Raw genomic sequence first — 25,128 nt, 5'->3', positions numbered from 1 at the left:
GCAGTGCGGGGGTGACCGTGGAGGTGGGGGAGCGAGGGAGTGAATGCGGTGCGAGCGCTCGTCTACCACGGCCCGGCACACACCTCCTGGGAGACCGTTCCCGACCCGGTGATCGAGGAGGCGACCGACGCGGTCGTCCGGGTCGACGCCACCACCGTCTGCGGCACTGATCTGCACATCCGGCGGGGCGACTTCCCGGAGGTGAAGCCGGGGACGGTCCTCGGCCACGAGGCCGTCGGCGAGGTCGTCGACGTCGGTGAGCAGGTCCACCACCTGCGCCCCGGCGATCAGGTGATCGTGTCGTCCGTCTCGGCCTGCGGTGATTGCGCGGAGTGCCGCGACGGCAGGTACGGACAGTGCCGTGGCGGTGGCGGATGGATCCTGGGCAGTCTGGTCAACGGCACCCAGGCCGAGCTGGTGCGTGTGCCGTTCGCCGATCACTCCACCACCCGACGGCCCCCCGACCTCCCGCTCGCTGACGCGGTCTTGCTCGCCGAACTCCTTCCCACCGCCTACGAGGTCGGGGTCCGCAACGGACACGTCGGCCCGGGAGACACGGTCGTCGTGGTGGGCGCCGGCCCCGTCGGTCTCGCCACGGTGGTCCTTGCGCGGCTCTACTCGCCCCGCAGGATCATCGTCGTCGACCTGGCCGGCGCTCGGCTGGAGAACGCCAAGCGTGTGGGGGCGGATGCCGCCGAATCGCCAGGAACCATGATCGCCGAGCTGTCCGAGGGGCCGGGGGCCGACGTGGTCATCGAGGCGTCCGGCGACCCGGACGGTTTCGTGCTCTGTACGCGTGCCGTCCGTACGGGAGGGCACATCGCCAACATCGGCACGCACGGCAAACCGGTGTCACTGCATCTGGAGTCCCTCTGGCGCAAGAACGTGACGATCAGCACGGGCCAGGTCGACACGTCCTCTACGCCGTGGCTGCTGGAGCTGTTGAGGTTCGGCCATCTGCCCGTCTCCCCGTTGGTCACCCACACGTTCGGCCTCGACCGGATGGAAGACGCCTATGAGGCGTTTGCGCGCGGCACCAGCACAGGCGCCCTGAAGGTCATGCTGCACCGGGAGTCGTCATGACCCCCGGCCGGTCCTTTCGACCAGGAACCGCGTCGCGTCGGACAGCGTGGTCAGGTCCAGGTAGTCCTCTTCGTCGATACGGACGCCCGCACGCTCGGACAGCAGCTCGACCAGGCTGAGGAAATCGAGCGAATCCAGTTCGAGCACATCGCGGAACTTGTCGTCCGGTCGGACCAGAGTGAAGTCGGCATCGGGGATGATCTGCGTGATCGACTCCTTGATCAGCGACAGGGCCTCCGCGTTGTTCAGTGGCTTCATCTGACTCACAACTCCTCCGGTCTCTGCAGAAGTCGGTCGACCGCCGTGAGATAGCGCGCCCCCACGGCGCCGTCCGTGGCCCGGTGATCGGCGGCCAGGGTCGCGGTCACCACCGGACGCACTCCGAGCATGCCGCCGGCGGCCCAGGGCCGCTCGACGACCGCACCGAAGCCCACCAGGGCGACCTGGGGCGGGTGGATCACCCCGAACACGGCCTCCACGCCCTGGTCGCCCAGGCTGGTGACGGTCAGGGTGGCGCCGGTCATCTCGCTTCCGCGCAGCCGCCCTCGGCGGGCTCGCTGTACCAACTCCTTCAGACGGGTCATGAGAGCGTCGGGCGGCAGCGTGTCGGCGTTGTGGATCACCGGGGCGAGCAGTCCGCCCTGCCGGAGTGAGACCGCGAGGCCCAGGTTGATCTCGGATGCGGGGGAGAATCCGCCGTTCTGCCAGTAGCCGTTGAGCGCCGGCACCTCGCGTGCCGCTACGGCGGCGGCTTTCAGGAGCAGGGCCGCCGGTATGAGTCGGCCGGTGGGCGTACGAGCGCGGTTGATCCGGCGGATCCAGTCCTCGGCCGCCGTCAGGTCGATGGTGGTGGACAGGTAGTAGTGCGGGATCTCCCGCTTGGAGCGGCTCATGAGGTCGGCGATGGCACGGCGCATGGTGTCTGTACGGTCCTCCGGGCGGCTGTCTCTTCGTACGGCGGCGTCCGGACGCTCGTCGCCCATCAGCGGGTCTCGATCGGGTCGCTCGGGTCCGTTCCCTACGGCAAGGGTGCGCATGGCCGTGCGCACGTCCGCGGCCCGCACGGCTCCGCCGTCCCCGGTGCCCCGCACCGCCGCCAGGTCGACGCCGAGGTCCTGGGCGAGGCGCCGTGCGTACGGGCTGGCCCGCACCCTCGGGGCGAGGGGCGGCTGGGCGTGCTCCACGTCGGTACGTGTGATCCGGCCGCCCCGGCCGGTGCCGTGCAGTGTCGTCAGGTCGACACCGCGCAGCGCGGCCAGGTGCCGTACGAGCGGGCCGGCGCCGATCACCGAGTCGGCTCCACCGGACGGCTCCGGGGGCGCGTGTACGTGCTTGTCGGTCGGCTCCTTCCGGGGTGCGGCGAGTGCCGGCTCCGGAGTCGCCTCGGGCCTGCGGGCCGCCTTCTTCCGGGGCGTCGGACGCTGGCGCCGTGCGGCCGGTTCCTGTTCGGTCGCCGCGCGCGTGGGTGCCTTGTTCACGATGGCCTCCCCGACGCCCGCCCGCTCGTCCAGTACGGCTTGCTCCTCGATCAGCGCGAGCGGTGTTCCCACAGGTACCCGGGTACCGGGCTCGACGAGCAACTGCCCCACGGTCCCGGACTGGAAGCACTCGACCTCGATGGCGGCCTTGTCGGTCTCCACGACCGCCATGACATCGCCCCTGTGCACCCGGTCCCCGGGACTCACGAGCCACTCCTGCAGCAGCCCTTCGTCCATGTCCGCGCCGAGCGAGGGCATGGTGAACGCGGTCATCTCAGCCCGACCTTCCGGTCACCGGTTGCCGTTCCGCCCCGTTGGTTCCGGTCGGCACCGGTTCGCCCACGGCGCGGTGCGCGGCTGCGACGATTCCGTCGACCTGAGGCAGCGCGGCCTCCTCCAGCCTGCGTGCGTAGGGTATGGGCACTTCGGCGCTGCACACCCGCTCGACGGGGGCGTCGAGGTCGTAGAAGTGCTGTTCCGTGAGGCGTGCCGAGATCTCCGCGGCGAGGCTGCCGGTGCGCCAGCCCTCGTCGACGACGACGGCACGGTGGGTGCGAGCGACCGAGTCGCCGACGGTGGCGTCGTCCAAGGGGCGCAGCGTGCGCACATCGATGACCTCGGCGCTGATGCCGCCGCTCGCGAGGTCGTCGGCGGCGGCCAGTGCCTTGGGCAGTGAGCCGCCGTAGGTGATCAGCGAGACGTCCGTGCCGGGCCGACGGACGGCCGCGTGGTCGATGTCGACCGGACCGGCGTCGGGGGGCAGGTCGCCCGAGACGTTGTACAGGCTGCCGTGCTCGAAGATCAGCACCGGGTCGGGATCGGCGAGCGCGGGGGCCAACATGTACCGGGCGTCGGTGAGAGTCGCCGGGGCCAGGACCCGCAGGCCGGGGATGTGCGCGTACCAGCCTTCGAGGCTGTGCGAGTGCTGGGCCGCGAGTTGTCGTCCCGCGCCCGTGGTCATCCGGATCACGATCGGTACGGGCAGTTGGCCGCCCGACATGTGCAACAGCGTCGCCGCGTTGTTGAGGATCTGGTCCAGGGCCAGCAGGCTGAAGTTGACCGTCATGATCTCGACGATCGGCCGCATGCCCGCCAGGGCGGCACCGATGCCGGCGCCGACGAACGCCGACTCGGACAGCGGGGCGTCGCGGATCCGTTCGGGCCCGAACTCCTCCAGCAGGCCGAGGCTGACGCCGAAGCAGCCGCCGTACCGGCCGACGTCCTCACCCATCAAAAACACCCGCTCGTCGCTGCGCAGCGCCTCGCGCATGGCCTCACGCATGGCCTCCCGATACGTCGTCTTCCGGTCGGAAGGCGCGGCGGCTTCGGCGGCACGCGTGTGCGTCGTGGTCATGGCCGGGTCACCTCCACCGGGCTGGTGACGTACTTCAGTAGATCCTCGACGGGCTCTTCCGGAGCCTGCTCGGCCGCCTCCACGGCCGCGTCGATCTCGGCGGCCAGACGGTCTTCCAAGGTGGTGCGGGCCTTGTCGGAAAGCTCCTTCGCATCCTGCAGCCGCCGCACGAGCCCCTCGACCGGGTCGCGTTCCTTCCAGTGTTCGATCTCGGCCTTGTCGCGGTAGCGGTCGGAGTCGTACATGGAGTGAGCGCGGAAGCGGTACGTGTGCATCTCCAGGAAGTGCGGCCCGGTTCCGGCGCGCACCCCTTCGGAGGCCCGCCGGGCGGCGTCCTCTACGGCGAAGACGTCCATGCCGTCGACGGCCCAGGAGACCATGCCGTACGCGGCCGCGCGCAGCGCGAGGTCGGTCTGGGCCTGGTGGCGGGCCAGAGCGGTGCCCATGGCGTACAGGTTGTTCTCGCAGACCAGCAGCAGGGGCAGTTGCCAGAGTGCGGCGAGGTTGGCGGTCTCGTGGAACTCGCCCTCGGCGAAGGCGCCGTCGCCGAAGAAGCAGCAGGTGACGCGGTTGCGCCCGGTCATGCGGTCGGCGAGGGCGAGGCCGGCCGCGAGGGGGAGCCCGCCGCCGACGATCGCGTTGCCGCCGTAGAAGCGGCGGCCGACGTCGAAGAGGTGCATCGAGCCGCCACGGCCGCGGCTGCATCCGGTGACCTTGCCGAACATCTCGGCCATGATCGCCTCGGCCGGAACCCCGCGGGCGAGTGCGTGCCCGTGTTCGCGGTACGTCGACACGACCGCGTCGTCGTCCGTGAGCGCCTCGTTGACGCCGACGGCCACGGCTTCCTCGCCGATGTAGAGGTGCATGAAACCCCGGATGCGCGCCGCGCTGTACAGCTCCACGCAGCGTTCCTCGAACCGGCGGACGCGCAGCATGGATTCCAGCAGGGCCAGGCGATGTGCGGCCTGACGGTTCGGCCGGGCGGCGGGCCGTGGTGCGCGAGGGGTGCGTGTGGTGGTCATGCGGGCTGCTCCGTCCTCGCCGTGGAGACGGCCTTCGAGGTGGAGTCCTCCAGGGTGGAGATGTCGCCCTCGGGCAGGCCGAGTTCACGGGCCCGCAGCAGGCGGCGCATGACCTTGCCGCTGCGGGTGTGCGGCAGGTGCTGGTCGAATTCGATCTCGCGGGGCGCCACCGCCGGGCCCAGCCGGCGCCTGGCGAAGGCCAGCAGGTCCCGCCGGGTCGCGTTGCTCGCGTCGAAGCCCGGCTGCAGCGTGACGAATGCTTTGACGATGTTCCCTGCCACGGGGTCCGGCCGGCCGATGACCCCGGACTCGGCGACCGCCGGATGCTCCATCAGAGCACTCTCGACCTCGAACGGCCCGATGAGGTGTCCTGCCGACTTGATGACGTCGTCGGCGCGCCCGACGAACCAGTACCAGCCGTCAGCGTCGCGTCGTACGAGGTCACCGGTGAGGTACCAGCCGTCAGCGAAGGCCGCCGCACTGCGTGGCTCGTCGTGCAGATAGCCGCGGAACATGGAGGGCCAGCCGGGCCGGAGGGCCAGCTCACCCTCTACGCCGGGTTCCTCCAGTACGGTGACGTGCCCGTCGGCGACCTCTGCCCGGCCGTCCTCGCCGCGCCGCAGCACCGCCGCCTCAACACCGGGCAGCGGACGCCCCATCGAGCCGGGACGGATGTCGCAGGCGGCGAAGTTGGCGATCATGATGGCGCCGGTCTCGGTCTGCCACCAGTTGTCGTGCACCGGCAACCCGAGCACGTCCCGCCCCCACACCACCGCCTCCGGATTGAGCGGCTCGCCGACCGACGCGATGAACCGCAGTGCACTCAGGTCGAAGGAGCGGGGCAGGTCGTACGGCCCCGTCCTCGGCGTCGTCCGCATCAGCATGCGCAGGGCTGTCGGCGCCGTGTACCAGACGCTCACCCGCTGCTCGGCGAGGATCCGGTACCAGCGGCGGGCGTCGTAGTCGCCCTCGTCCACCACGACCGTCACGCCGTGCATGAGAGGGGCGACGATCCCGTAGGACATGCCGGTCACCCAGCCCGGGTCCGCGGTGCACCAGAACACGTCGTCCTCGTGGAGGTCGAGGGCGTACAGCGCGGTCATGTAGTGGGCGACGGCCGCCTCGTGCACGTGCACCGCGCCCTTGGGGATGCCGGTCGTGCCGCTCGTGAAGTGCAGCAGGGCCATGTCGTGGGGGGAGGTCGGCGGGATCGTGAAGGTGTCGGCCGCGTCGGCCATCAGCGCGGTGAGGGACAGGGTGCCGGGCAGGTCGTCCGCGTCCTCGCCGACGATCAGTACGTGGCGCAGGGCGGCGAGCCGGTCGCGCTGCCCGTCGATCTTTTTGCGGTACAGGTCCGCCGTGGTGACCAGGACCTGCGCGTCGCCCAGCGTCATCCGCTGGAACACCGGGTCGGGTCCGAAGGCGGAGAACAGCGGGCACAGGACACTGGTGTTCTTCAGCGTGCCGAGGACCACGGTGTACAGCTCGGGGCAGCGCCCCAGCAGCGTCACCACCCGGTCGCCGTACTCGATCCCGAGGCCGCGGAGTACGTTGGCGAACCGTGCCGTCGAACGGGCCAGCTCGCCGTAGGTCACCGAGGTGACGGAGTCGTCCCGTCCCACGCAGCGCAGCGCGACCGCTGTGGCCCGCTCCGACGCCGCGTGCCGGTCCACGGCCTCGTGCGCGATGTTCAGTCCCCGCCCACCAGGCAGCCCCTGCAGCCTGCGGCGTGCCGCCTGCCACGAGAAGCTCGCGCACTCCTTGCCGTAGTCGCGCAGATTGGGGGCGGTGCGCAGCGGGGTGTCCTTCCGGACGGTTTCCCAGGGCATGCCGGCCCCTCCTTCCTCCGGGCCCTTTTCAACCATCCGCCCGGCTCGCCCCGTCCGCACTGGGTCGAAGGGCCCCGTCCGCGGCCGGACGGCTCAGATCCGCGTCATCCTTCTCGCCTGCCGGGGCGGAACGAGGAGGCTGATGACGCCGTCGTTCAGGGAGCGAGGGAGAAGTAGTTCTCCTCCTCCTGGGTGAAGTGCAGGCGCAGGACCGTGTTCAGGCCGTACAGACAGGAGCGCAGGTCGTCGAGTTGCTCGGGGGAGAGGCCCCCGCTTGCGTGGGCAAGTTGCAGGTGGATGGCGATGCGGCGGGAGAGACGCTCTATTTCGGTGTGGGCACGGCTCATGGTGGCGGTGGCCTCGGGTCCGCCGAGCGTCGGCGCGAGGGCCGGGTACAGCTCGTGCTCCTCGGCGTACTCGTGCGGAAGGAGCCGCTCGATGAGCAGCCGGTGGGTCTCCTCGACGGCTTCCAGGGCCTGGGGGCCAGGGGAGTCGGAGAGTCGGTCGGCGGTGTCGCGGACGGATTCGAGGACGTCCTGGAGCCCTTCGTGTTCGGCGGCGAAACGGTGGATGAGGGCCTCGGCAGCGGGAGCGAGGGTCGGCCGTGCGGCCTCGCCGACTCGCAGGGCGCGCAGGGCGTTCAGGATGACGGCCACGTCGATGCCCTCCTGGAGCAGCGCGCCGGCGGCGGGCGGGAGCAGCCCGACAGCGGCCGCGGCCATGGCCGCCAGGGACATCAGCATGCCGCCGAGGGCGCTCTGGACGGCGATGCGCCGCGCGCGTTGGGCGATGGCGACGGCGTCGGCGAGTCGGTCGACGCGATTGGTGGTCAGGATGATGTCGGCCGCTTCGGATGAGGCGGTGGAGCCGCGTGCGCCCATGGCGACGCCGATGTCGGCGGCGGCGAGGGCGGGCGCGTCGTTGACGCCGTCGCCCACCATCACCGTGACCGCGTGTTCGCCTTCGGCCCGTACGGTGGCGACCTTGTCGGCGGGGGAGAGTTCGGCGCGTACGTCGTCCAGACCGAGGATGGTGGCGACTTCGCGGGCGGGTGCGTTTCGGTCACCGGTGAGCATCAGCAGTCGCGCGAAGCCCGCCGCCCGCAGGTGGCGCAGGGTGCGCGGTGCGTCGGGGCGCAGCGGGTCGCGCAGCAGGATGGCGCCGGCCAGGTGTCCGTCGAAGGTCAGCCAGGCGACGGCCGCGCCGTCGAGGAGGGCGCGCTTGTCGACCGCCCGGGCCCAGGACGGCCGGTCCTCGCCGGCGGCGATACGGCCGATGCCAAGCCGGTGCCCGTCGGCGGTGCCGGTGGCGCCCCGGCCCGGTTCCTCGGTGACATCGGAGGGGATCGACAGCTCCAGCTTGCGGTCCCGGGCGGCGTCGACGATGGCCTGGGCCAGTACGTGGGGCGAGTACTGGTCGAGGGAGGCCGCCAGGCGCAGGACTTCCGTGGGTTTGACGCCGGGGGCGGCGGTGACGTCGACAACGCGGGGCCGGCCTCGGGTGAGGGTGCCGGTCTTGTCGAGCAGGAGGGTGCGGGCGCGGCCCAGGTTCTCCAAGGCGCCGCCGTCGCGGATGACGACGCCGATGCGGGAAGCACGGGAGAGACCGGAGACGATCGCGACCGGTGCCGCCAGCAGCAGCGGGCACGGGGTGGCGACCACGAGTACGGCGACCGCTCGCACGGCCGAACCACTGATCAGCCACGCCAGTCCCGCCACCGCCAGGGACAGCGGCAGGAACCAGGCCGCGTACCGGTCCGCCAGCCGCACGACCGGCGCGGACCCGGCGCGGGCCTGCTGGGCCAGTCGCACGATCCCGGCGTACGTGCTGTCGTGCTCGGTGGCCGTGGCCCGCATCTCGAAGGCGCCTCCGGCGTTGACCACGCCGCTGCGCACGGTTTCCCCGCCTGCCCGCTCGACCTGCAGGGGCTCACCGGTGAGCACCGACTCGTCGAGGACCGCGGCGCCGCTCTCCACGCGGCCGTCGACGGGAACCAGGGGCCGACGACGAGCAGGTCACCGGCGGCGACCTCCGCCAGCGGCACCGTGGTCACCCCGGCGCGAGTGCGGCGGCGTGCGGAGCGTGGTGCGTGTTCCAGCAAGGTACGCAGGTCGTGCGAGGCGCGTCGCTGGGCTGCGGCCTCCAGTGTGCGGCCAGTGGCCAGCATCAGTGCGATCAGGGCACCGGCCAGGTACTCGTGCACGGCCAGAGTGCCGCCGAGCGCGAGGACGGCGATGAGGTCCACACCTGTGCGGCCCTGCCGCAGTGCGGCCAGCACCCACCCCACCGCGGGAACGAGGGCGAAGAGGGTGCCCAGTTCCCAGCAGAGACCGGCCAAGTCACCGGCGTCCATGAGCCAGGCGATGCCACCAGCGATCAGGGCCGCCGCGGTCACGGCCAGCAGGACGGGGTCGAGCCGCGGTGACACACCCGCCGCGATCGAGCGACGCAGTTGTGCCGTGAGGGAGGGTCGGTCATTCATGGCATACCTGAGTGCCGGGTGCGATGACTCTCGGGTCGGTCCTTCTCCATGACATCGCCGCACTACGAGTGCACGCCAGGGGACGTTCGTCCCTGTTCCTGGGCCGACCGCCGACCGCCGACCGCCGACCGCATTCGGTCACCCTCGCCGCCCTCGGTGAGAGGCGTGGGCGGACGGGCCGCCGCCGTCTGATCGTCGAGCTCGCACGGGTCCAGCTGGTCTCCGGCTGGACCAGGTGGAGCCTGAGCCCGCCCATCTCCGCGAGAGATCGTCGCCGTCCCGGATCGCCTGCCCGTAGTTGCTCTCTGCCACCACAACTGTCGGAACCCGGTCACCGGGACCAATGGACCCCGGGTACGTGTCCATGTGGCTCTGTCGGCGCGGCGCCACAGCGGTAATGCTGCGATCGTAGGTGTGAGGGGACGGCGGGGCTCCACGTGCCGTCCGCTGTGCCGAAGGAGGCCGGTCATGAGCACCGACGCCGATGTGCATGCCTCCCAGCCGCCCGCGTCCGACGGGCTCGTCATGGGCAAGGACGGTATGGCCGCGCTCGTGGACGTCCTGATCCGGCGCGGCTTCACCGTGGTCGGACCCACCGCCCGGGACGGCGCCATCGTGCTGGCGGAGCTGCGGTCGGCCGACGAGTTGCCGTACGGATGGGGTGTGGAGCTGGAGGCCGGGCGGTACCGGCTGCGGGAGCGGCCGGACGGCGCGGCCTTCGCGAACGCGGCGGGTCCCCAGTCGTGGAAGTCCTTCCTGCACCCGGTGCGAGTGCGGGAATGGAGTGCCGACCGGGTGGAGGGGGAGCTGGTCTTCACGGCAGACCAGGACACGCCGCCTCGGTACGCGTTCCTGGGTGTGCGCCCCTGCGATCTGAGGGCCATCGCCATCCAGGACCGGGTACTGACCGGTGGGGCGTACCGGGACTCCGGCTATGAGGGGCGGCGTTCCGGGGCCCTGCTGATCGTGGTCGAGTGCACGGAGCCCGGCGCCACGTGCTTCTGCGTCTCGATGGGCACCGGACCCGCTGCCGGTCCCGGCTACGACCTGGTGATGACCGAAGTGGTCGACGAGGACGGGCACCGCTTCTGGATGCGCAGCGGCAGCCAGGAAGGCGCGGAGATCCTGGCCGAACTGCCCACCCGTCCTGCCGACCCGGAAACCCGGGAGACGGCTCGCGCAGGCGTCACGGCCGCCGCGGACCGCATGGGCCGGACCATGCCCGAAGCCGACCTGCGGGAGCTGATGGCCGGAACCCTCGACGCCCCCCGCTGGGACGACGTCGCAGGGCGGTGCCTGACGTGCGGTAACTGCACCATGGTGTGCCCCACCTGCTTCTGCACCACCACTGAGGACGTCACCGACCTCACCGGGGACCACGCGGAGCGGTGGCGGCTGTGGGACTCCTGCTTCGACCTGGACTTCTCCCAGCTGCACGGCGGTCCGGTCCGCGCCTCCTCGCGCAGCCGCTACCGGCAGTGGATGACCCACAAACTCGGCACCTGGTACGACCAGTTCGGCTCGTCCGGCTGTGTGGGTTGCGGGCGTTGCATCGTGTGGTGCCCCGTCGGCATCGACATCACCGAGGAAGCGGCCGCCCTGCACGACTGGACACAGTCCGGGACATCGGCATCGGCATCGGCGCCGGAGCCACCATGAGCACCGTGACGCCCCCGCTGCCGTACCGGGTCGCCGGCACCTGGGACGAGACCGGCGACACCCGGTCGATCGAGCTGGTATCGGCCGGACGGAGACTCCCGCCTTTCGCACCGGGGCAGTTCGCGATGATCTACGCGTTCGGGGTCGGTGAGGTGCCCGTCTCTGCCAGCGCCCTGCGGGGCCGCCACGGAGGGCTCGTACACACCGTGCGTGCGGTGGGTGCGGTCTCCGCCGCTCTCTGCCGACTGCGTCCGGGTGACGGCGTCGGGCTCAGCGGGCCGTACGGCACCGGCTGGGACCTCGAAGCGGCGGTCGGCCACGATGTTCTGATCGTCGCCGGCGGCATCGGTCTGGCACCGTTGCGGCCGGTCGTCCACGCCGTCCTGGACCGGCAGGCGGCGTACGGCCCGCTCGCGGTCCTCGTCGGCGCCCGTACCCCTGCCGATCTGGTCTACCGCGACGAGATCGAGAGCTGGCGGGGCCAGGCGCGTGTGGAGGTGACCGTCGACCGGCCCGCCCCGGGCTGGCAGGGCGCGGTGGGCGTGGTCACCACGCTCCTGGACCGCCTCGATCTGCGCCCCGAACGGACCTGCGCGTTGGTGTGTGGGCCTGAGGTGATGATGCGTCACAGCGCTCGCGACCTCGTGACCCGGGGCCTGGCCCCGCACCGTATCCAGGTGTCCCTGGAACGCAACATGCACTGCGCCACCGGCCACTGCGGCCACTGCCAGCTCGGTCCGCTCCTGCTGTGCCGGGACGGGCCGGTCGTCGGTTACGACCGCGTGGCAGACCTGCTCCTCGTGAGGGAGTTGTGACATGGTCACCGACCTCGGCCCGGTCATTCGCACACGGCCGAAGCTCGCCGTGTGGAAGTTCGCCTCCTGCGACGGCTGCCAGCTGACCCTGCTGGACTGCGAGGACGAACTTCTCGGACTCACCGAGCGGGTACGGATCGACCACTTCCTGGAGATGACCCCAGCCGAGGGCGCCGACAGAGAACGCGCGCAGCTGGATGGCCGGGGACCGTACGACCTCTCCCTGGTCGAGGGGTCGATCACCACCGCCGAGGACGCCGAGCGGATCCAGCACGTCCGCCGCATCTCCCGGTATCTGGTGACCATCGGCGCCTGCGCCACCGCGGGCGGTGTCCAGGCACTGCGCAACTTCGCCGACGTCGACGACTTCCTCGCCGCCGTCTACGCCCGGCCGGAGTACATCGCCACCCTGGAGACCTCGACACCGATCTCGGCCCATGTGCCGGTCGACTTCGAGCTTCGCGGGTGCCCCATCGACCGCCGTCAGCTCATCGAGGTCATCACCGCCTACCTGGCCGGCCGCAGGCCCCAGATCTCCCATCACAGCGTCTGCTTCGAGTGCAAGAGGCGCGGCACCACCTGCATCACCGTGGCCCACGGCACTCCCTGTCTGGGCCCGGTCACGCACGCGGGGTGCGGTGCCATCTGCCCCGCCTACGGACGCGGCTGCTACGGCTGTTTCGGACCGTCGAGCAAACCCAATCTGCGCTCCATGGTCGCCCAGTTGCGCCACGACGGGATGAGCGAGCGGGATGTCCAGCGTGTCTTCCGCACCTTCAACGCCGCGTCGCCGGAATATGCCCCCGTACCCGACCTCGCGGCCGAGGAGCGACAGGGCCCTCCGGCCTGACGGACCCCCGCCCGGAAAGGCTCGCATGAACCATCGCGGAACCCGCTTCCTGCGGCTGGACGTGCTGGCCAGGGTGGAAGGCGAGGCTGCCCTCCACCTGCGCGTCGAGGGTGACACGGTCGCCGAGACGCGGCTGCGCATCTACGAACCCCCACGCTTCTTCGAGGCCTTCCTGACCGGCCGGGGCCACACCGAACCCCCTGACATCACCGCCCGCATCTGCGGTATCTGCCCGGTCGCCTACCAGATGAGCGCCTGCCAGGCGATCGAGAACGCCTGCGGCGTCACGGTCGACGGCCCCCTCGCGCAGCTGCGCCGCCTGCTGTACTGCGGCGAGTGGATCGAGAGCCACACGCTGCACATCTACCTCTTGCATGCCCCGGACTTCCTGGGGCGTGCCGATGTCGTGGAACTCGCCCGCGACCAACGAGCCGCCGTCGAGCGCGGCCTGAGGCTCAAGCAGGCCGGCAACGCGATCGTCGAACAACTCGGCGGCCGCCCCATCCACCCGGTCAACGTCCGGATCGGCGGCTTCTACCGGACGCCGACACCGGACGAGCTACGCCCACTGGCGGAACGGCTGCGGCAAGCCCGGGATGACGCGCTGGAGACCGTCCGCTGGGTGGCGGCGTTCGACTTCCCCGACGCGGTGTGCGACCACGACCTGTTCGCGCTGCGCGACCCCGGCCGGTATGCCGTCGACACCGGAACACCGGCCGTCATGGCCGCTGGTGACAACGGCCGGGCGCCGCGCCCGATCCTCCTGTCCGACTTCGAACAGCACGTCCGGGAAGGGCAGGTACCGCACTCCACCGCCCTGACGGCCACGCTCGACGGCCGCCGCTACCTCACCGGCCCGCTGGCCCGCTACGCGATCAACGGCCAGTGGCTGCATCCCGTGGCCGCCGAGGCGGCGGGGGAAGCCGGTCTCGGTGATCCCGCGGCCGGCGCCATCTGCGACAACCCCTTCCGCAGCATCGTCGTACGGGCCGTCGAAGTGGTGCAGGCCGTGGAGGAGGCTTTGCGGATCATCGACGGATACGAACGACCTCCACGGCCGGCCGTCGAGGTCCCGCCCCGCCGGGGCGCGGGCGTCGGGGCCACGGAGGCGCCCCGGGGCCTGCTGTACCACCGCTACGCGCTCACGGAGGACGGCACGCTCACCGAGGCTCGCATCGTCCCGCCCACGGCCCAGAACCAGACGGCCATCGAGGAGGACGTGCGCAGGGCTGTCCAGGCTCGCCTCGACGGGCCCGGGCCCGCCGCCGACGACGAGGAACTGACTCGTCTCTGCGAACGGGCCATCCGCAACCATGATCCCTGCATCTCCTGTGCCGCGCACTTCCTCGACGTCACCGTGGAACGTGCATGAGCGCGCGGGTCGTGGTGATCGGCGTGGGCAATCCCCTGCGCGGTGACGACGGGGTCGGCCCGGCAGCCGTGGAGGCCTTGCGGGGCCGGGTTCCCGACGGAACCGTCCTGGCGGTCAGCGATGGTGAACCTGCCCGCATGCTCGACCTGTGGCGCGGCGCTGACACGGTGGTCGTGGTGGAAGCGCTCCGCGCTCGGCCGAGCCGGCCAGGGCAGCTGCACACCCTCACGGTGGCGGACGCGGCCGCCCGAACAGCGGGTGCGGCGAGTACGCATGCGCTCGGCCTCGGGGAGTGCCTCGCCCTGGCGGAGGCCCTCGACCAGCTGCCGTCGAGTCTCGTGGTGCACGCCATGGAGGTGGCCGACGTCGAACTCGGTGCGCGCCTGAGCGAAGCGGTGCGGTCGGCGCTTCCGGGATTGGCCGACCGGGTCGCCGCCTCCGTGCGGCAGGCGTACGAGCGAAACCACGAGCGGTAGCGGGGCCGAAGGTCCCCCGGCACGGGTCGAACCGCCCTCGCGACCTGTGCCACGGGGATGCGACGGTGAAGGTCACCCCCACGTGCCGTACGCCAGGCACCAGGAAAGGTGGTGGGGACGATGACACTCCCTCTGGTGGTGGGCGTCGACGGATCGGACTCGTGTCTGACGGCGGTCGACTGGGCCGTGGACGAGGCCGTGCGTCACGGTGCCCCGATGCGGCTCGTGTACGCCTCCCTGTGGGAGCGCTATGAGGCCGGCCTCCCCTCGGTGGGCCCGGGGCGCCCTTCCGAGCAGGTGCTGGCCGAGCACATCGTGGCTTCGGCGGCCGATCGCGCCGAACGGCGCAACCCGGATGTCAAGGTCACCACCGACATCATCCCGGAGGACCCGGTGGCCGCTCTCGTTCACGAGAGTGGCCAGGCCTTCACGCTCGTGACGGGTTCGCGTGGCCGGGGCGAGGTCAAGGGACTGCTTCTCGGGTCGGTGGGTCTGGCCGTGTCGGCCCGTGCACACTGCCCGGTGATCGTCGTCCGGGGCGATCCGGCGGGGCTCGCGGGCACGCATGAGCGGATCCTGCTGGGCATCGGTGACGCCGACGACACGAGCACCGAGGCCGTGCGGTACGCCTTCCGGGAGGCCGAAGTGCGCGGCTGTGTCCTGGACGTGGTGCATGCCTGGCGCAGGCCCGCCTTCGACAGGAACGGCAACCGGATACGTACAGGAGGGCCGGCGGACACGTACGGGGAGCGTGCCTCCGCTGTCGTCGACGCTCGGCTCAAGGCCGCGATCGCCGAGTATCCGCATGTCCGGACGCGCCCGGCGACGCCGGAGGGACCAGCCGCCAAGATCCTCGTGGACCGGTCGGCCGCCGCCGACCTGGTGATCGTCGGGGCCCGGCGCCGAACGAGGACCTTCGGATTCCAGCTCGGCCGCGTGAGCCATGCACTCCTGCACCATGCCCAGTGCCCGGTCGCGGTCGTTCCCCAACGGTAATGAAGGGCCTCGGCACACGATGGAGAGCGAGGCACGGACGCCCCGGTGTTCTCAGCCGAAGAGACTCCGAATCCTGACGCCCCGCGGCGGTCACCGGACGGCCTCGCGTCCGTCGGCAGCCACGCAGCAACAGGCTACCGGCGCTGACGACACCGTCACTCCGGGCGCCCGTCATGCCGCCGGATGCTCATCTCTGGCGGTGCGGCGAGGCGGCCCGCAGCGTGGAGAACAGAGGTGCACCGGCCGGCGTGCACAGACACCGAAGGAGAGGTGGGACGCATGGACAAGGATGCCTCCGAGCGCCGGGTGGTGGTCGGTGTCGACGGGTCGCAGTCCTCGTACGAGGCCCTGCGCTGGGCCGTGCGCTATGCCGGCCTGGTCGGCGGCACCGTGGACGCGGTCGCGGTGTGGGAGCTGCCGGGCCTGTACGGCTGGTCGGCGCCCGCCGTGGACATGGACGTCGACGAGGACGAGACCCGGCAGAAGATGAGCCAGGAACTGACCGATGTGCTCGGCGCGGGAGCTGCGGACGCGGTCCGGACCCACGTGGTGCACGGCAACCCCGCCGACGTCCTGCTGAGAGCAGCCGAGGGAGCCGAGGTCCTGGTCGTCGGCAGCCGGGGCAGAGGCGGGTTCGCCGCCGCCCTGCTCGGCTCCGTCAGCCAGCATGTGTCGCAGCATGCGAGCTGCCCGGTCGTGATCGTGCGCTGCCAGAAGCAGTGACGCGAAGCCGGTCCCGTGCCGCGAAAGATCACTCGAAGGCCGCGTGGATCTCCTGCTCGGTCGCCTCGTGCGACACGAGCAGCAACTCGTCGCCGGGGAGCAGCCGCACGTCGGGACCCGGGACAGTGGGTTGCCCGCCACGTACGACGGTGGCGACCACGGTGCCGGCGGGCAGGGAGACCTCGCCCAGCGTGTGACCGGCGGCCCGGGACCGTTCGGTGATAGCGGTCTCGATGACCTCGACACCGGCCTTGCTCAGCCGCAGCAGCGCCACCGTGTCCGTGGCTCCGGTGGCTTCCTCGATGAGGGAGATCAGCGGGGTGGCGGCGGGCACCGCCGCGTCCACGCCCCACCGCTGGTCGAAGAGCCAGGCGTTCTCCGCCTCGTTGACGCGCGCGGCCACCCGGCCCACCCCGAACTGCCGCTTCGCCAGCAGGCTGATGACCAGGTTGTCCTCGTCGCGGCCGGTGACCGCGATGACGAGGTCGCAGGCCAGCGCGCCCGCGCTCTCCAACAGGCCCGGCTCGCAGGCGTCCCCGGCCACGAGGCGCACGTGCGGCAGGCCTCCGAGTTCCGCCACGCGTTCGTCGTCGTACTCGACGAGGGTGACGTCGTTATGGGCGGCGGACAGCACCTGGGCGATCTGGGTGCCGAGTCGGCCCGCGCCCGCGATCAGGACCTTCACGTTCCCAGCTCCTTGTCGAGAAAGCCGCTCAGCCGGCCCAGCGCCGTTGCGGCGACACCGAAGGTGACGAGGTCGCCGGGCTCGGCCAGGACACCGCGTGCGGGGAGCAGCGACCGGCCGCCACGAGTGATTTCCACAACCCGGATCTCGCCGTCGACGTCGAACTCCGTGACCTGCCGTCCGGTGAGATAGGACGGCAGCTGGGAGCGGACCAGGAGCGTCTCGCCGTTGCCGAAGGAGACTTCGGGTGTGAGGTGCCGGTGCAGCAGCATCTGGTGGATGCGGCCCACGGCCCAGCGGACGCTGGAGATGGTAGGGATTCCCAGGTCCCGGTAGATGTCGGCGCGGCGTGGATCGTGGATGCGGGCGAGGACGATCGGGACCCGGTACGTCTCCTTGGCGGTGCGCGCGCTGACGATGTTGCTGTTGTCTGCGGAGGTGACGGCGACGAAGGCGTCCGCATGGGCGATGCCGGCCGATTCCAGCGCGGAGCGGCTGAAGCCGTTGCCGACGTGGAAGGCGCCGGGGAAGCCCGGTGGCAACCTCCGCCGCGCTTTGGACTGGTGGTCGATGAGGCGGACGTCATGGCCCTCGGTGACGAGTTGCGTGGCCAGGGTGGCCCCGAGCCGACCGCAGCCCGCGATGATCACTCTCATGGCGTTCCTCCCTTCGGGGATGATCTCCGGCGGCTCAGCGTCCATTTGCGGTGTTCCTCGGCCGCCAGCAGCAGTGCTCCGAACGCCACCAGGACCGCCCAGTCGGCTGGGGTCAGCGGCGCGGTGTTGAAGATGGCCTGGAGCGGTGGCGCGTAGCTGATGGCGGCCATCAGCCCGATGCCGAAGCAGCCGGCGGCCAGCAGCCACGGATTGCTCAGCAGACCGGCTCGCAAGACGCTCTGCCGGTCGGTGCGCACGGCGAGGGCGTTGAAAAACTGGCTGACGACGATGCCGGCCTGGACCATCGTGATCGCCTCGCGGTAGACGGGGTTGTCCTTGGTGAAGTCCGCGTAGGGGATGCCGGAGGCGTGGATGTGCCAGAAGAAGACGGCGCACACGCCGAGGGCCTGGATACCCCCCAGGAAGAGGATGCGGCCCATGACGGCGGCCGAGAAGAGCCGCTCCTGGCGGGGCCTCGGCGAGCTGTTCATGACGTCGGGTTCCATCGGTTCCGCGCCGAGCGCGAGGGCGGGCAGCACGTCGGAGCCGAGGTCGATGGCGAGGATCTGCAAGGCCGTGATCGGCACCAGCGGGAATCCGGCGAAGGTCGCCGCGAGGATCGGCATGAGTTCGGCGATGTTGTGGCTGAAGAGGTAGATCAGGAACTTGCGGATGTTGCGGTAGACCGAGCGGCCGAGTCCCACCGCAGTGGTGATGGAGGCGAAGGAGTCGTCGAGCAGCACCATCACGGCGGCCTCGCGGGCGACGTCGGTGCCGGAGGCGCCCATGGCGACGCCGATGTCGGCGTGCTTGAGGGCCGGGGCGTCGTTGGCCCCGTCGCCGGTCACGGCTACGACCTCTCCGCGCCGCTGCAGCGCGGTGACCACCCGCATCTTGTGCTCGGGGCTGACGCGGCACAGCAGCAGTTCGGTGGAGCCGGTCAGCAGGTCGTCCAGGTCGCTGTCGTCCATCGTGTCCAGCTGGGTGCCGGTCGCCACGGCCGGAGCCGTCTCGCGCACGATGCCGACGCGACGGGCGACGGCCTCCGCGGTCAGCGGATGGTCACCCGTGACCATGACGATGCGGATCCCGGCCCGCCGGCACGCGTCCACCGCGTCCCGTACCTCCGGCCGGGGCGGGTCGTACATCCCGGCGAGCCCCAGCAGGGTCAGCTCCGACTCGACGTCCGCGATCGGCGGCCGAGGCCCGGAGACCTGCCGTCGGGCGACCGCCAGCACGCGCAGGCCCCGCCCGGCCATGCCGTCCGCGGCCGCGATCACACGGCTGCGGTCGGCGTCCGTCAGCGGCGTCTTCCCGTCACCGTGGTCGAGGGCGTCGCAGCGGGTGAGCAGTTCGAGGGGGGCGCCTTTGGTACATGCGAAATACGTCCCGTCGCTGTCGCGATGGACGGTGCTCATCAGTTTCCGCGCCGAGTCGAAGGGATACTCCGCCACCCGGGGTGCCCCCATCTCCTCCTTGGCGGGGTCCAGACCTGCCTTCATGGCCGCCACCAGCAGCGCACCCTCGGTCGTGTCTCCCAGCACCCGCCACGCGTCCCGCCCGGCGGGCCGCACCAGTCGGGCGTTGCTGCACAGAGCCGCCGCCCGCAGCAGCTCCCGTACGGGCGGAGCGTCGGTGATCTCACCGGCCGGCGCGTACCCCACTCCCGCCACGGCGTGGGACACCCCGTCCGTCCACAGCTGCACGACGGTCATCTCGGCCTGCGTGAGAGTGCCTGTCTTGTCGGTACAGATCACGCTGGTCGAACCCAGCGCCTCCACGGCGAGCAGCTGTTTGACCAGTGCGTGCCGACGAGCCATACGACGGACACCGATCGCCAGCGACACGGAGAGCGTGGCCGGCAGCCCCTCGGGCACGAGAGCGACCATCACTCCCAGCGAGAAGACGAACGTGTCGACGAACGGCTGCCCGCTGGGCACGCGCACCGCGAACAGGGCGGCGCCGGTTGCGAGTGCCACGCCCGCGACCCGGCGGGCCATGACGGCGACCTGCCGCTGCAGTGGGGTCTGCTGCCTCGGGGCGGCGGCGGTGAGCCGGAAGATCCTCCCGAACTCGGTGGCCGTACCGGTGGCGAACACGACGGCCTTGCCGGTGCCGGCGACCAGGTCGGTGCCCATGAAGACGCAGTTGCGTGCCTCCAGCGGCGGCCCCGGTGGCACGGGTTCCGCGATGCGCGTGACGGGATCGCTCTCACCGGTGAGCGCGGCGTTGTTGACGGCCGCTTCCTGAGCCTCGACGAGCCGGCAGTCGGCCGGCACCGCGTCCCCGGCCTCCAGGACCACCACATCGCCCGGCACCAGATCCCGCGCGGACAACTCCCGCCGCTCCCCGTCCCGCAGTACCCGGCAGGTGTGCGGCACCATCGCCTGCAAGGACTCCGCGGTGCGCTCGGCGGAATACTCCTGCGCGAAACCGATGCCGGCGTTCAGCAGCACCACACCGAGAATGGCAAGGGCCAGTTGCAGGGTGGCCGGGTCCCGGGGCTGTCCCAGCCAGTAGGCGAGGAACGTGATCGCCGAGGAGACCAGCAGGACGACCGCGAAGAGGTCGGTGAACTGGGCGAGCAGCCGACGCCATACCTGGCCGTGGCTCGGTCCGGGCAGCTCGTTGGGGCCGTAGCGGTCCCGTCGCGCGGTGGTCTCGGCCGGTGTCAGACCGCGCGGGGAGCTTCCCAGGGCGGCGAAGACCGCGGGAACCGGCAGGGAGGGGATCGACGGCACAGGGGTGCTCGGCCGGTCCGCGGGTGGCGCCTGTGCCGCGGTCTCGCCATCCGCCGCCGGACCGTCCTCGTGGAGCGCGGTCGCGCCCTGCCGGGCCTGTTCAGGGTTCATCCGGGGCTCCGGCCTCCTGGGGCGGTCCCGGAGGCTCCTGCAGGACGCTCCAGGCCACCGGCCCCAGCAGGTCGGCGAACCGCCGGAACAGGTCGAGGAACAGGTCGTCGATCGTCAGCACCCCCACCACCCGGCCCGCGTCCAGGACCGGAAGCCGGCGGACCCCCGTGCGACGGAACGCACGATAGGCAGCCCCGACATCCTCGACGGCTTCGACCGTGACGACTCGGGCCGACATCACCGCCTCCACCCGGGCCCTCGCGCCCAAGCCGCTGCCCATGCCACGAACGGCGAGGTCGCGATCGGTGACGATGCCGTGCAGTGCGCCGCCCTCGACCACCAGCACAGACCCGACGGCGCTCTCGGCCATCTGCCGGGCCACCTCGACCAGGGTGCTGTTCGGCGCCACGCACACCGGAGGAGCCGTCATCACCTCGGAGACCTTCATGCGCTCCTCCTCGCTGTCCCACGGTTCGCAAGGTCCGACTCAGAGAACGTCGAGCACTTCGGCCACCGCTCGCCGCGGGCTCGCGGGGCCTTCGGGGCCGTGACCGAGCCGGATGACCATCTGGACATGAGCCATCGCGGAGACGGGGTCGCGGACGGCCCACCGGATCTCGGGCCACTCCAGGGGCTGGGAAGTGACCGAGGCGACCAGCCCGTCCATCGTGGCCCGGAGCAGGACCCGCTCCAGAGCCTGACCGGCCGACAGCCAGTCCGCGGGCCCGTCGTGGGCAGTGCCCAGCAGGGCGATGTTCGGTTCCCTCTCGAAGGGCGCCCAGCCGCGTTCGGGCACCGGACGACCGGCGGCGAAGTCACGCACGGGGACCGTGGTGTGGCGCTGCCGAGGACCGAAAGCCTCGGCGGCGATGCCGTCAACGGCCCCGGCCTTGCCGGAAGAGCCGTTGTGCGCCCAGCGCGCCGTCTCCTCACGCACATCCGGGGCGAGCGCCTCCCTTCCCTCGGCGTCCCGCACCAGCTCCAGGATCGACTGCACGTGCCATGCGCCGGGGAACAGCAGCTGCGCGCCCTCGGCGAGCGCAGCTTGTTGCAACGTCTCCCGCACGGCGGTGGGGAGCGTCTCCTCGCGGAAGGGGAAGCGGCTGGAGTGACGGCGACGGATCGCAGAGCTCAGCCGGGCGAGCGCCCCGTCGGGGGTTCCCGTGCCGCACAGATGCGCCTCGGCGAGGAACTCCGGGCAGGCCGGGTCCGGGAGCAGCCGGACGACCGGCGCGAGCCCGGCTGCCGCGGCGGCCACGCGCAGGTTGAGCAGGGCGGCGCCGCACCCCACGTGCAGGCCGTGGTTGTCGGGGTCGGTACGCGGGAGTGCCCGCTCCAGGTCCGCGTACAACCGCAGGACGCCGAGGTCCCGCAGGTAGCGGAAATTCCAGGGCTGGGCGTTGTGCAGCGAGGGCGCCGCTGCGGCTTCCGCCACGAGACCGGCGACGGTGTCCACGTCGAGAGGTTGTGCAGTCACGGCGGCTTCCCTTCGTGCCGGTCTGCCGGTTCACTCGCGGGTCGGTACGGCGATGACAGGGCAACGGGCGTGGTTCAGCACGCCTTGGCTGACCGAGCCCAGCAGCATGCCGGCGAAGCCTCCACGGCCCCGGGTCCCCACCACCAGGCCCAACGCGTGCGCCGAGGCGTCGGTGAGCACCTGGACGGGGTGCCCGACGAGCACTTCGTGGTGCAGGTCCACGTCGGGACAGCGGGCCTGGCGTCCGGCCACGATCTCTGAGAGGAGCCGGCGGCACTCCTGCTGCGGCTGGTGCTCGTCGAAGACCCTCAGCGGTCCGGGCTCCCATACGAGCAGGGCCCGCAGCCGGGCGCCGCGCAGGGCCGCCTCCTCGAACGCCACATCGACCGCAGCGGCGGAGTGTTCGCTGCCGTCCACACCGACGACGAAGTAAGCTGGCTCCTCGGTGACATGTTCCGGCTCGGGGACGACCACCAGGGGACAGTGCGTGCGGGCCATGACCGGCAGGGCGACCGACGCGGAGCCGAACACCTCCTGCTTCCGGCTCAGGTGCCGCGATCCCAGCACGACGGCGGTGGCGTCGCGGCTCTGCTCGCGCAGCACCCACACCGGGTCGCCCTCCGCGAGCAGCGCGTCGACCTGGAGCTGCGGGTGCCGGGCCGAGACGAAGTCCACGGCCTGCCCCAGCACCTGCTGGCCGGCCTTGTGCAGAGCCTCGTTCCATTCCTCCCAGGACGGCGGGACTTCCCGCCTCCGGTAGCCCCGAGTGGGCACGCCCTCCACATGGACCGCGCGCAACGGCAGCCGTCTGCGGACGGCCTCGTCCGCCGCCCAGGCCAGTGCCATCCGGTGGACGGGATCGGGATCGACACCCACCACGATCGGTCGGCGGTCACCGGGCCCGGACATGCCCGGCTCCGCTCACCAAGTGCCGGACGTACGCATCAGGACCCGGGAAGTACAGGGTCACTCGTCCGTCCTCGGCCCACCGTACGTCGTAGGGCGGGCTGCCGTCCTGATGGTGGAGGCCGACGATCTGGCCGTCTCGCGCGACGACCCCGGCCGTGACCCCACGTACCACGATCTCGTCGCCCGCGCGGGCGCGCATGGAGGTGCTGGTTGCCTCTGGACCGGCCTGCGCGACGGCCTGCGCGTTCTTCGCTGGTGCGGGAGCGGACATCGCCCTCGCCTCCTTCTTTGCGGTGGCGCGGAAGGATGCCGCCGCCACTTCCATGGAAGGCGTTGGCAGTGCCTGCCTGCCAGGGGCCATTGGTCCCCACCGGAGGCTTGCCGACCCCTCGGCCGTCACGCGGCAGGTCAGTGTCCGCAGACCGAGAGGGAGGCGGAATGCGGGCCGGCAACGTCCGACGGCGCGGTGCGGTGCTCCGGGCACCGGCGGACTTCGATGTCGGCTCGCACCGAGGCCGTCAGATGATCGAGCGCCTCGGACCGCACCGGCCGGACCGGCTCGGGACTATCGATCCGGCGCGCCGAGTCGGGCAGATCGGCCAGGTCCTCGCGGAACCGATTGCGTGCGTCCAGCCAGTGGTCCGGCGCCCCCGTCCGCCGCCCACCCCGCATGACCGTGCGCAGCAGCGGCTGTGCGGAGTCCACGGGTTCCTCGTCCGCCAGGGCGATGACGTCCGGCCGTCCGGGCCGACGGAAGACCTGCTTGCGGCCCGGGGCCGTGACCTTCGCCGAGGACAGCTTCATCACTGGCCGGTCGTCGTACTCGACGAGCTTGTAAGCGGCTTCGAGGTACGGGGCGTCCGCGGCGACACCCACCTTCGTGCCCACGGCGTACACGTCGATGGGGGCCCCGGCGCGTACGAGCCGGTCCACCCCGTACTCGTCGAGTCCGCCGCTGGCCACGATCCGTACGTCGGTCAGCCCGGCGGCGTCGAGCAGGGCGCGCGACCGCCGCGAAAGTGCGTCGAGGTCTCCACTGTCCAGGCGGATCGCGCAGCCGGGACCGAGCCCCAGTCCGGTCAGGACCCGCGCGGCGATCCGTACGCCCTCCTGCGTGTCGTAGGTGTCGACGAGGAAGGTGACCGGACCGGGGTGGCAGCGCGCGAATGCGCGGAACGCCGCCTCCTCACTGGGGAACGCCTCGATGTAGGAGTGGGCCATGGTGCCCGAGGCCGGAATGTCCAGGGAGGTGGCGGCGGCGACGTTGCTGGTGCCGGCGAAGCCCACCACGGCACCCAGCCGGGCGGCCTGCAGTCCCGCCCACGGGCCGTGCGTGCGGCGCAGTGAGAAGTCCACGACCGCCCTGCCGTCCGCGGCCAGGACGCAGCGTGCCGCCTTGGACGCCGCCGCCGTCTGGTGGCAGAGCTGGTTCAGCAGGTACGTCTCGACGAGCTGGGCCTGGGGGAGTGGTGCGGTCACTTCCAGCAGGGGCTCACCGGCGAACACCACATGGCCCTCCGGGACCGCGCGCACTTCGCCCTCGAAAGAGAGCCCGAGGAGCGGTTCGAGGTCAGGGACAGGCCGGTGCAGGGCGTCAGCGAACCTCTCGACATCGTCCCTCTCCACGCGGAAGCGGGACAGAAAGTCCAGGGCGGACTCCAGACCGGCGGCCACGAGAAAGCCCCGGCCGGGCGGAAGGTCGCGGACGAAGAGGCTGAAGGTGGCCGGCGCCCGCATGTCCTCCCGGAGGTAGGACATGGCCATGGTCACCTCGTAGAGGTCGGTGGTGGTGACGTCGGACATGGTGATCGCCGCCGAGTGTCGAGGTTCCCTGATCCCAGTCTGGCCGCGACCGTGCGGGAGGAAAGGGACTTCAGGGCCCCGCGCATGGGCTCTTCGGCCCCAGCGAAGGGGTATTCCACCGCGCTGAACTGGATGTGTCCGCAGAGAGGACCAAGCCGGGAGGTACGGCGATGAACGCACTCGCACGCAAGCAGAGATTCGCGTTCCCGGAGATGTCGGACTGGTTCGAGACCCTTCCGGCCCGTTTCGCGATGCCCACGATGAGTGAGCTGTACACGGTGCGGATCGAGGACTACATCGAGGACGACCGTTACGTGATGCGGGCGGAACTTCCGGGCATGTCACCCGAGGACATCGACGTCTTCATCACCGACGGCGTGCTGACGGTCCAGGCCGAACGTACCGAGAAGGACGTCACGAAGAATCACAGCGAGATCCGGTACGGAGCGATGAGCCGCAGCGTGTCGCTGCCGGCCGGTGCCGACGAGGACGACGTCAGGGCCGAGTACACCAATGGCATGCTCACCGTCAGTGTGGGCCTGGGCGCCAAGAAGACGGAGGCGAAGCACGTGGAGATCCGGCACGGCGACTGACACCGTTTGGTGAG

Annotated in this window: 22 protein-coding genes and 1 pseudogene; 9 read left to right on the top strand and 14 right to left on the bottom strand. The window is 71.2% G+C overall.

Features of this window, described 5'->3' with window-relative positions; genetic code table 11:
- Positions 1 to 48 precede the first annotated feature (48 nt).
- Positions 49 to 1,083: an alcohol dehydrogenase catalytic domain-containing protein gene (locus BIV23_RS34735; RefSeq protein WP_071384969.1), complete on the top strand. Its 1,035-nt coding sequence runs from the start codon at positions 49 to 51 to the stop codon at positions 1,081 to 1,083.
- Here the strand turns inward: BIV23_RS34735 and BIV23_RS34730 are convergent.
- The 6 genes and pseudogenes from BIV23_RS34730 to BIV23_RS34705 form a co-directional block, all read right to left on the bottom strand.
- Positions 1,078 to 1,341 (bottom strand): acyl carrier protein, encoded by a 264-nt coding sequence (locus BIV23_RS34730; protein ID WP_071384968.1) that lies wholly within the window; start codon positions 1,339 to 1,341, stop codon positions 1,078 to 1,080. The two genes, BIV23_RS34735 and BIV23_RS34730, sit on opposite strands and share 6 nt — an antisense overlap.
- Before the next feature lie 5 nt (positions 1,342 to 1,346).
- Complete coding sequence (locus tag BIV23_RS34725; protein WP_071384967.1) at positions 1,347 to 2,834, bottom strand: 2-oxo acid dehydrogenase subunit E2; 1,488 nt, start codon at positions 2,832 to 2,834, stop codon at positions 1,347 to 1,349.
- Position 2,835: 1 nt separating this feature from the next.
- On the bottom strand, positions 2,836 to 3,915 hold the full coding sequence (locus BIV23_RS34720) for an alpha-ketoacid dehydrogenase subunit beta (RefSeq protein ID WP_071384966.1): 1,080 nt from the start codon (positions 3,913 to 3,915) through the stop codon (positions 2,836 to 2,838).
- Entirely contained in the window at positions 3,912 to 4,937 is a 1,026-nt protein-coding gene (gene pdhA / locus BIV23_RS34715) for a pyruvate dehydrogenase (acetyl-transferring) E1 component subunit alpha (RefSeq protein WP_245790794.1), read from the bottom strand. The genes BIV23_RS34720 and pdhA overlap by 4 nt, the downstream gene beginning before the upstream one ends.
- Complete coding sequence (gene acsA, locus BIV23_RS34710) at positions 4,934 to 6,766, bottom strand: acetate--CoA ligase (RefSeq protein ID WP_071384965.1); 1,833 nt, start codon at positions 6,764 to 6,766, stop codon at positions 4,934 to 4,936. Before acsA ends, pdhA begins: the two co-directional genes overlap by 4 nt.
- Before the next feature lie 155 nt (positions 6,767 to 6,921).
- Positions 6,922 to 9,248, bottom strand: a pseudogene (locus BIV23_RS34705) (heavy metal translocating P-type ATPase).
- A 468-nt stretch (positions 9,249 to 9,716) separates the two neighbouring features.
- Here BIV23_RS34705 and BIV23_RS34700 point away from each other — a divergent pair.
- From BIV23_RS34700 to BIV23_RS34670, 7 genes are all read left to right on the top strand, one after another.
- Positions 9,717 to 10,907 carry a 4Fe-4S dicluster domain-containing protein gene (locus BIV23_RS34700; protein WP_071384964.1) on the top strand — a complete coding sequence of 397 codons (1,191 nt, stop codon included), beginning with the start codon at positions 9,717 to 9,719 and terminating at the stop codon, positions 10,905 to 10,907.
- Positions 10,904 to 11,722, top strand: a complete 819-nt coding sequence (locus BIV23_RS34695) for an FAD/NAD(P)-binding protein (RefSeq protein WP_071384963.1) — start codon at positions 10,904 to 10,906, stop codon at positions 11,720 to 11,722. The genes BIV23_RS34700 and BIV23_RS34695 overlap by 4 nt, the downstream gene beginning before the upstream one ends.
- A gap of 1 nt (position 11,723) precedes the next feature.
- Positions 11,724 to 12,572: an NADH-quinone oxidoreductase subunit B family protein gene (locus BIV23_RS34690; protein ID WP_071384962.1), complete on the top strand. Its 849-nt coding sequence runs from the start codon at positions 11,724 to 11,726 to the stop codon at positions 12,570 to 12,572.
- A gap of 25 nt (positions 12,573 to 12,597) precedes the next feature.
- Positions 12,598 to 13,944 carry a Ni/Fe hydrogenase subunit alpha gene (locus BIV23_RS34685; protein WP_071384961.1) on the top strand — a complete coding sequence of 449 codons (1,347 nt, stop codon included), beginning with the start codon at positions 12,598 to 12,600 and terminating at the stop codon, positions 13,942 to 13,944.
- A complete protein-coding gene (locus BIV23_RS34680; RefSeq protein WP_071384960.1) occupies positions 13,941 to 14,420 on the top strand; it encodes a hydrogenase maturation protease in 480 nt (159 codons plus the stop codon). Before BIV23_RS34685 ends, BIV23_RS34680 begins: the two co-directional genes overlap by 4 nt.
- Positions 14,421 to 14,540: 120 nt before the next feature.
- A complete protein-coding gene (locus tag BIV23_RS34675; RefSeq protein WP_079173596.1) occupies positions 14,541 to 15,416 on the top strand; it encodes a universal stress protein in 876 nt (291 codons plus the stop codon).
- 279 nt (positions 15,417 to 15,695) lie between these two features.
- Positions 15,696 to 16,139, top strand: coding sequence for a universal stress protein (locus BIV23_RS34670; protein WP_071384958.1), 444 nt, complete (start codon positions 15,696 to 15,698; stop codon positions 16,137 to 16,139).
- A 28-nt stretch (positions 16,140 to 16,167) separates the two neighbouring features.
- Here the strand turns inward: BIV23_RS34670 and BIV23_RS34665 are convergent, their stop codons facing one another.
- From BIV23_RS34665 to BIV23_RS34630, 8 genes are all read right to left on the bottom strand, one after another.
- Positions 16,168 to 16,824, bottom strand: coding sequence for a potassium channel family protein (locus tag BIV23_RS34665; RefSeq protein WP_071384957.1), 657 nt, complete (start codon positions 16,822 to 16,824; stop codon positions 16,168 to 16,170).
- Positions 16,821 to 17,480, bottom strand: a complete 660-nt coding sequence (locus tag BIV23_RS34660; RefSeq protein WP_071384956.1) for a potassium channel family protein — start codon at positions 17,478 to 17,480, stop codon at positions 16,821 to 16,823. The genes BIV23_RS34665 and BIV23_RS34660 overlap by 4 nt, the downstream gene beginning before the upstream one ends.
- On the bottom strand, positions 17,477 to 20,332 hold the full coding sequence (locus BIV23_RS34655) for a cation-translocating P-type ATPase (RefSeq protein WP_245790793.1): 2,856 nt from the start codon (positions 20,330 to 20,332) through the stop codon (positions 17,477 to 17,479). The genes BIV23_RS34660 and BIV23_RS34655 overlap by 4 nt, the downstream gene beginning before the upstream one ends.
- Positions 20,322 to 20,780, bottom strand: coding sequence for a CBS domain-containing protein (locus BIV23_RS34650; protein WP_071384955.1), 459 nt, complete (start codon positions 20,778 to 20,780; stop codon positions 20,322 to 20,324). The genes BIV23_RS34655 and BIV23_RS34650 overlap by 11 nt, the downstream gene beginning before the upstream one ends.
- A 39-nt stretch (positions 20,781 to 20,819) precedes the next feature.
- Complete coding sequence (locus BIV23_RS34645; RefSeq protein ID WP_071384954.1) at positions 20,820 to 21,809, bottom strand: Acg family FMN-binding oxidoreductase; 990 nt, start codon at positions 21,807 to 21,809, stop codon at positions 20,820 to 20,822.
- A gap of 30 nt (positions 21,810 to 21,839) precedes the next feature.
- Positions 21,840 to 22,718 (bottom strand): universal stress protein, encoded by an 879-nt coding sequence (locus BIV23_RS47320; RefSeq protein WP_079173595.1) that lies wholly within the window; start codon positions 22,716 to 22,718, stop codon positions 21,840 to 21,842.
- On the bottom strand, positions 22,702 to 22,989 hold the full coding sequence (locus tag BIV23_RS34635; protein ID WP_071384953.1) for a DUF1918 domain-containing protein: 288 nt from the start codon (positions 22,987 to 22,989) through the stop codon (positions 22,702 to 22,704). The genes BIV23_RS47320 and BIV23_RS34635 overlap by 17 nt, the downstream gene beginning before the upstream one ends.
- Positions 22,990 to 23,126: 137 nt before the next feature.
- Positions 23,127 to 24,521 carry a nicotinate phosphoribosyltransferase gene (locus tag BIV23_RS34630; protein ID WP_071384952.1) on the bottom strand — a complete coding sequence of 465 codons (1,395 nt, stop codon included), beginning with the start codon at positions 24,519 to 24,521 and terminating at the stop codon, positions 23,127 to 23,129.
- 170 nt (positions 24,522 to 24,691) lie between these two features.
- Here BIV23_RS34630 and BIV23_RS34625 point away from each other — a divergent pair, with 170 nt between their 5' ends.
- Positions 24,692 to 25,114: an Hsp20/alpha crystallin family protein gene (locus BIV23_RS34625; protein WP_071384951.1), complete on the top strand. Its 423-nt coding sequence runs from the start codon at positions 24,692 to 24,694 to the stop codon at positions 25,112 to 25,114.
- Positions 25,115 to 25,128: the final 14 nt, after the last annotated feature.

The sequence above is a fragment of the Streptomyces monashensis genome (assembly GCF_001866665.1).
In the GTDB taxonomy this organism is placed as follows: Bacteria; Actinomycetota; Actinomycetes; order Streptomycetales; family Streptomycetaceae; genus Streptomyces; species Streptomyces monashensis.
Note: the sequence above shows the minus strand (reverse complement) of the source record. Positions and strands in the feature narration are given on the sequence as shown.

Coding starts and splice junctions, on each gene's coding strand:
- BIV23_RS34660 (WP_071384956.1), bottom strand. CDS start 17,480: ATGAGAGTGATCATCGCGGGCTGCGGTCGGCTCGGGGCCACCCTGGCC.
- BIV23_RS34685 (WP_071384961.1), top strand. CDS start 12,598: ATGAACCATCGCGGAACCCGCTTCCTGCGGCTGGACGTGCTGGCCAGG.
- BIV23_RS34690 (WP_071384962.1), top strand. CDS start 11,724: ATGGTCACCGACCTCGGCCCGGTCATTCGCACACGGCCGAAGCTCGCC.
- BIV23_RS34720 (WP_071384966.1), bottom strand. CDS start 3,915: ATGACCACGACGCACACGCGTGCCGCCGAAGCCGCCGCGCCTTCCGAC.
- acsA (WP_071384965.1), bottom strand. CDS start 6,766: ATGCCCTGGGAAACCGTCCGGAAGGACACCCCGCTGCGCACCGCCCCC.
- BIV23_RS34725 (WP_071384967.1), bottom strand. CDS start 2,834: ATGACCGCGTTCACCATGCCCTCGCTCGGCGCGGACATGGACGAAGGG.
- BIV23_RS34695 (WP_071384963.1), top strand. CDS start 10,904: ATGAGCACCGTGACGCCCCCGCTGCCGTACCGGGTCGCCGGCACCTGG.
- pdhA (WP_245790794.1), bottom strand. CDS start 4,937: ATGACCACCACACGCACCCCTCGCGCACCACGGCCCGCCGCCCGGCCG.
- BIV23_RS34625 (WP_071384951.1), top strand. CDS start 24,692: ATGAACGCACTCGCACGCAAGCAGAGATTCGCGTTCCCGGAGATGTCG.
- BIV23_RS34700 (WP_071384964.1), top strand. CDS start 9,717: ATGAGCACCGACGCCGATGTGCATGCCTCCCAGCCGCCCGCGTCCGAC.
- BIV23_RS34675 (WP_079173596.1), top strand. CDS start 14,541: ATGACACTCCCTCTGGTGGTGGGCGTCGACGGATCGGACTCGTGTCTG.
- BIV23_RS34635 (WP_071384953.1), bottom strand. CDS start 22,989: ATGTCCGCTCCCGCACCAGCGAAGAACGCGCAGGCCGTCGCGCAGGCC.
- BIV23_RS34650 (WP_071384955.1), bottom strand. CDS start 20,780: ATGAAGGTCTCCGAGGTGATGACGGCTCCTCCGGTGTGCGTGGCGCCG.
- BIV23_RS34670 (WP_071384958.1), top strand. CDS start 15,696: ATGGACAAGGATGCCTCCGAGCGCCGGGTGGTGGTCGGTGTCGACGGG.
- BIV23_RS34680 (WP_071384960.1), top strand. CDS start 13,941: ATGAGCGCGCGGGTCGTGGTGATCGGCGTGGGCAATCCCCTGCGCGGT.
- BIV23_RS34630 (WP_071384952.1), bottom strand. CDS start 24,521: ATGTCCGACGTCACCACCACCGACCTCTACGAGGTGACCATGGCCATG.
- BIV23_RS34655 (WP_245790793.1), bottom strand. CDS start 20,332: ATGAACCCTGAACAGGCCCGGCAGGGCGCGACCGCGCTCCACGAGGAC.
- BIV23_RS34730 (WP_071384968.1), bottom strand. CDS start 1,341: ATGAAGCCACTGAACAACGCGGAGGCCCTGTCGCTGATCAAGGAGTCG.
- BIV23_RS47320 (WP_079173595.1), bottom strand. CDS start 22,718: ATGTCCGGGCCCGGTGACCGCCGACCGATCGTGGTGGGTGTCGATCCC.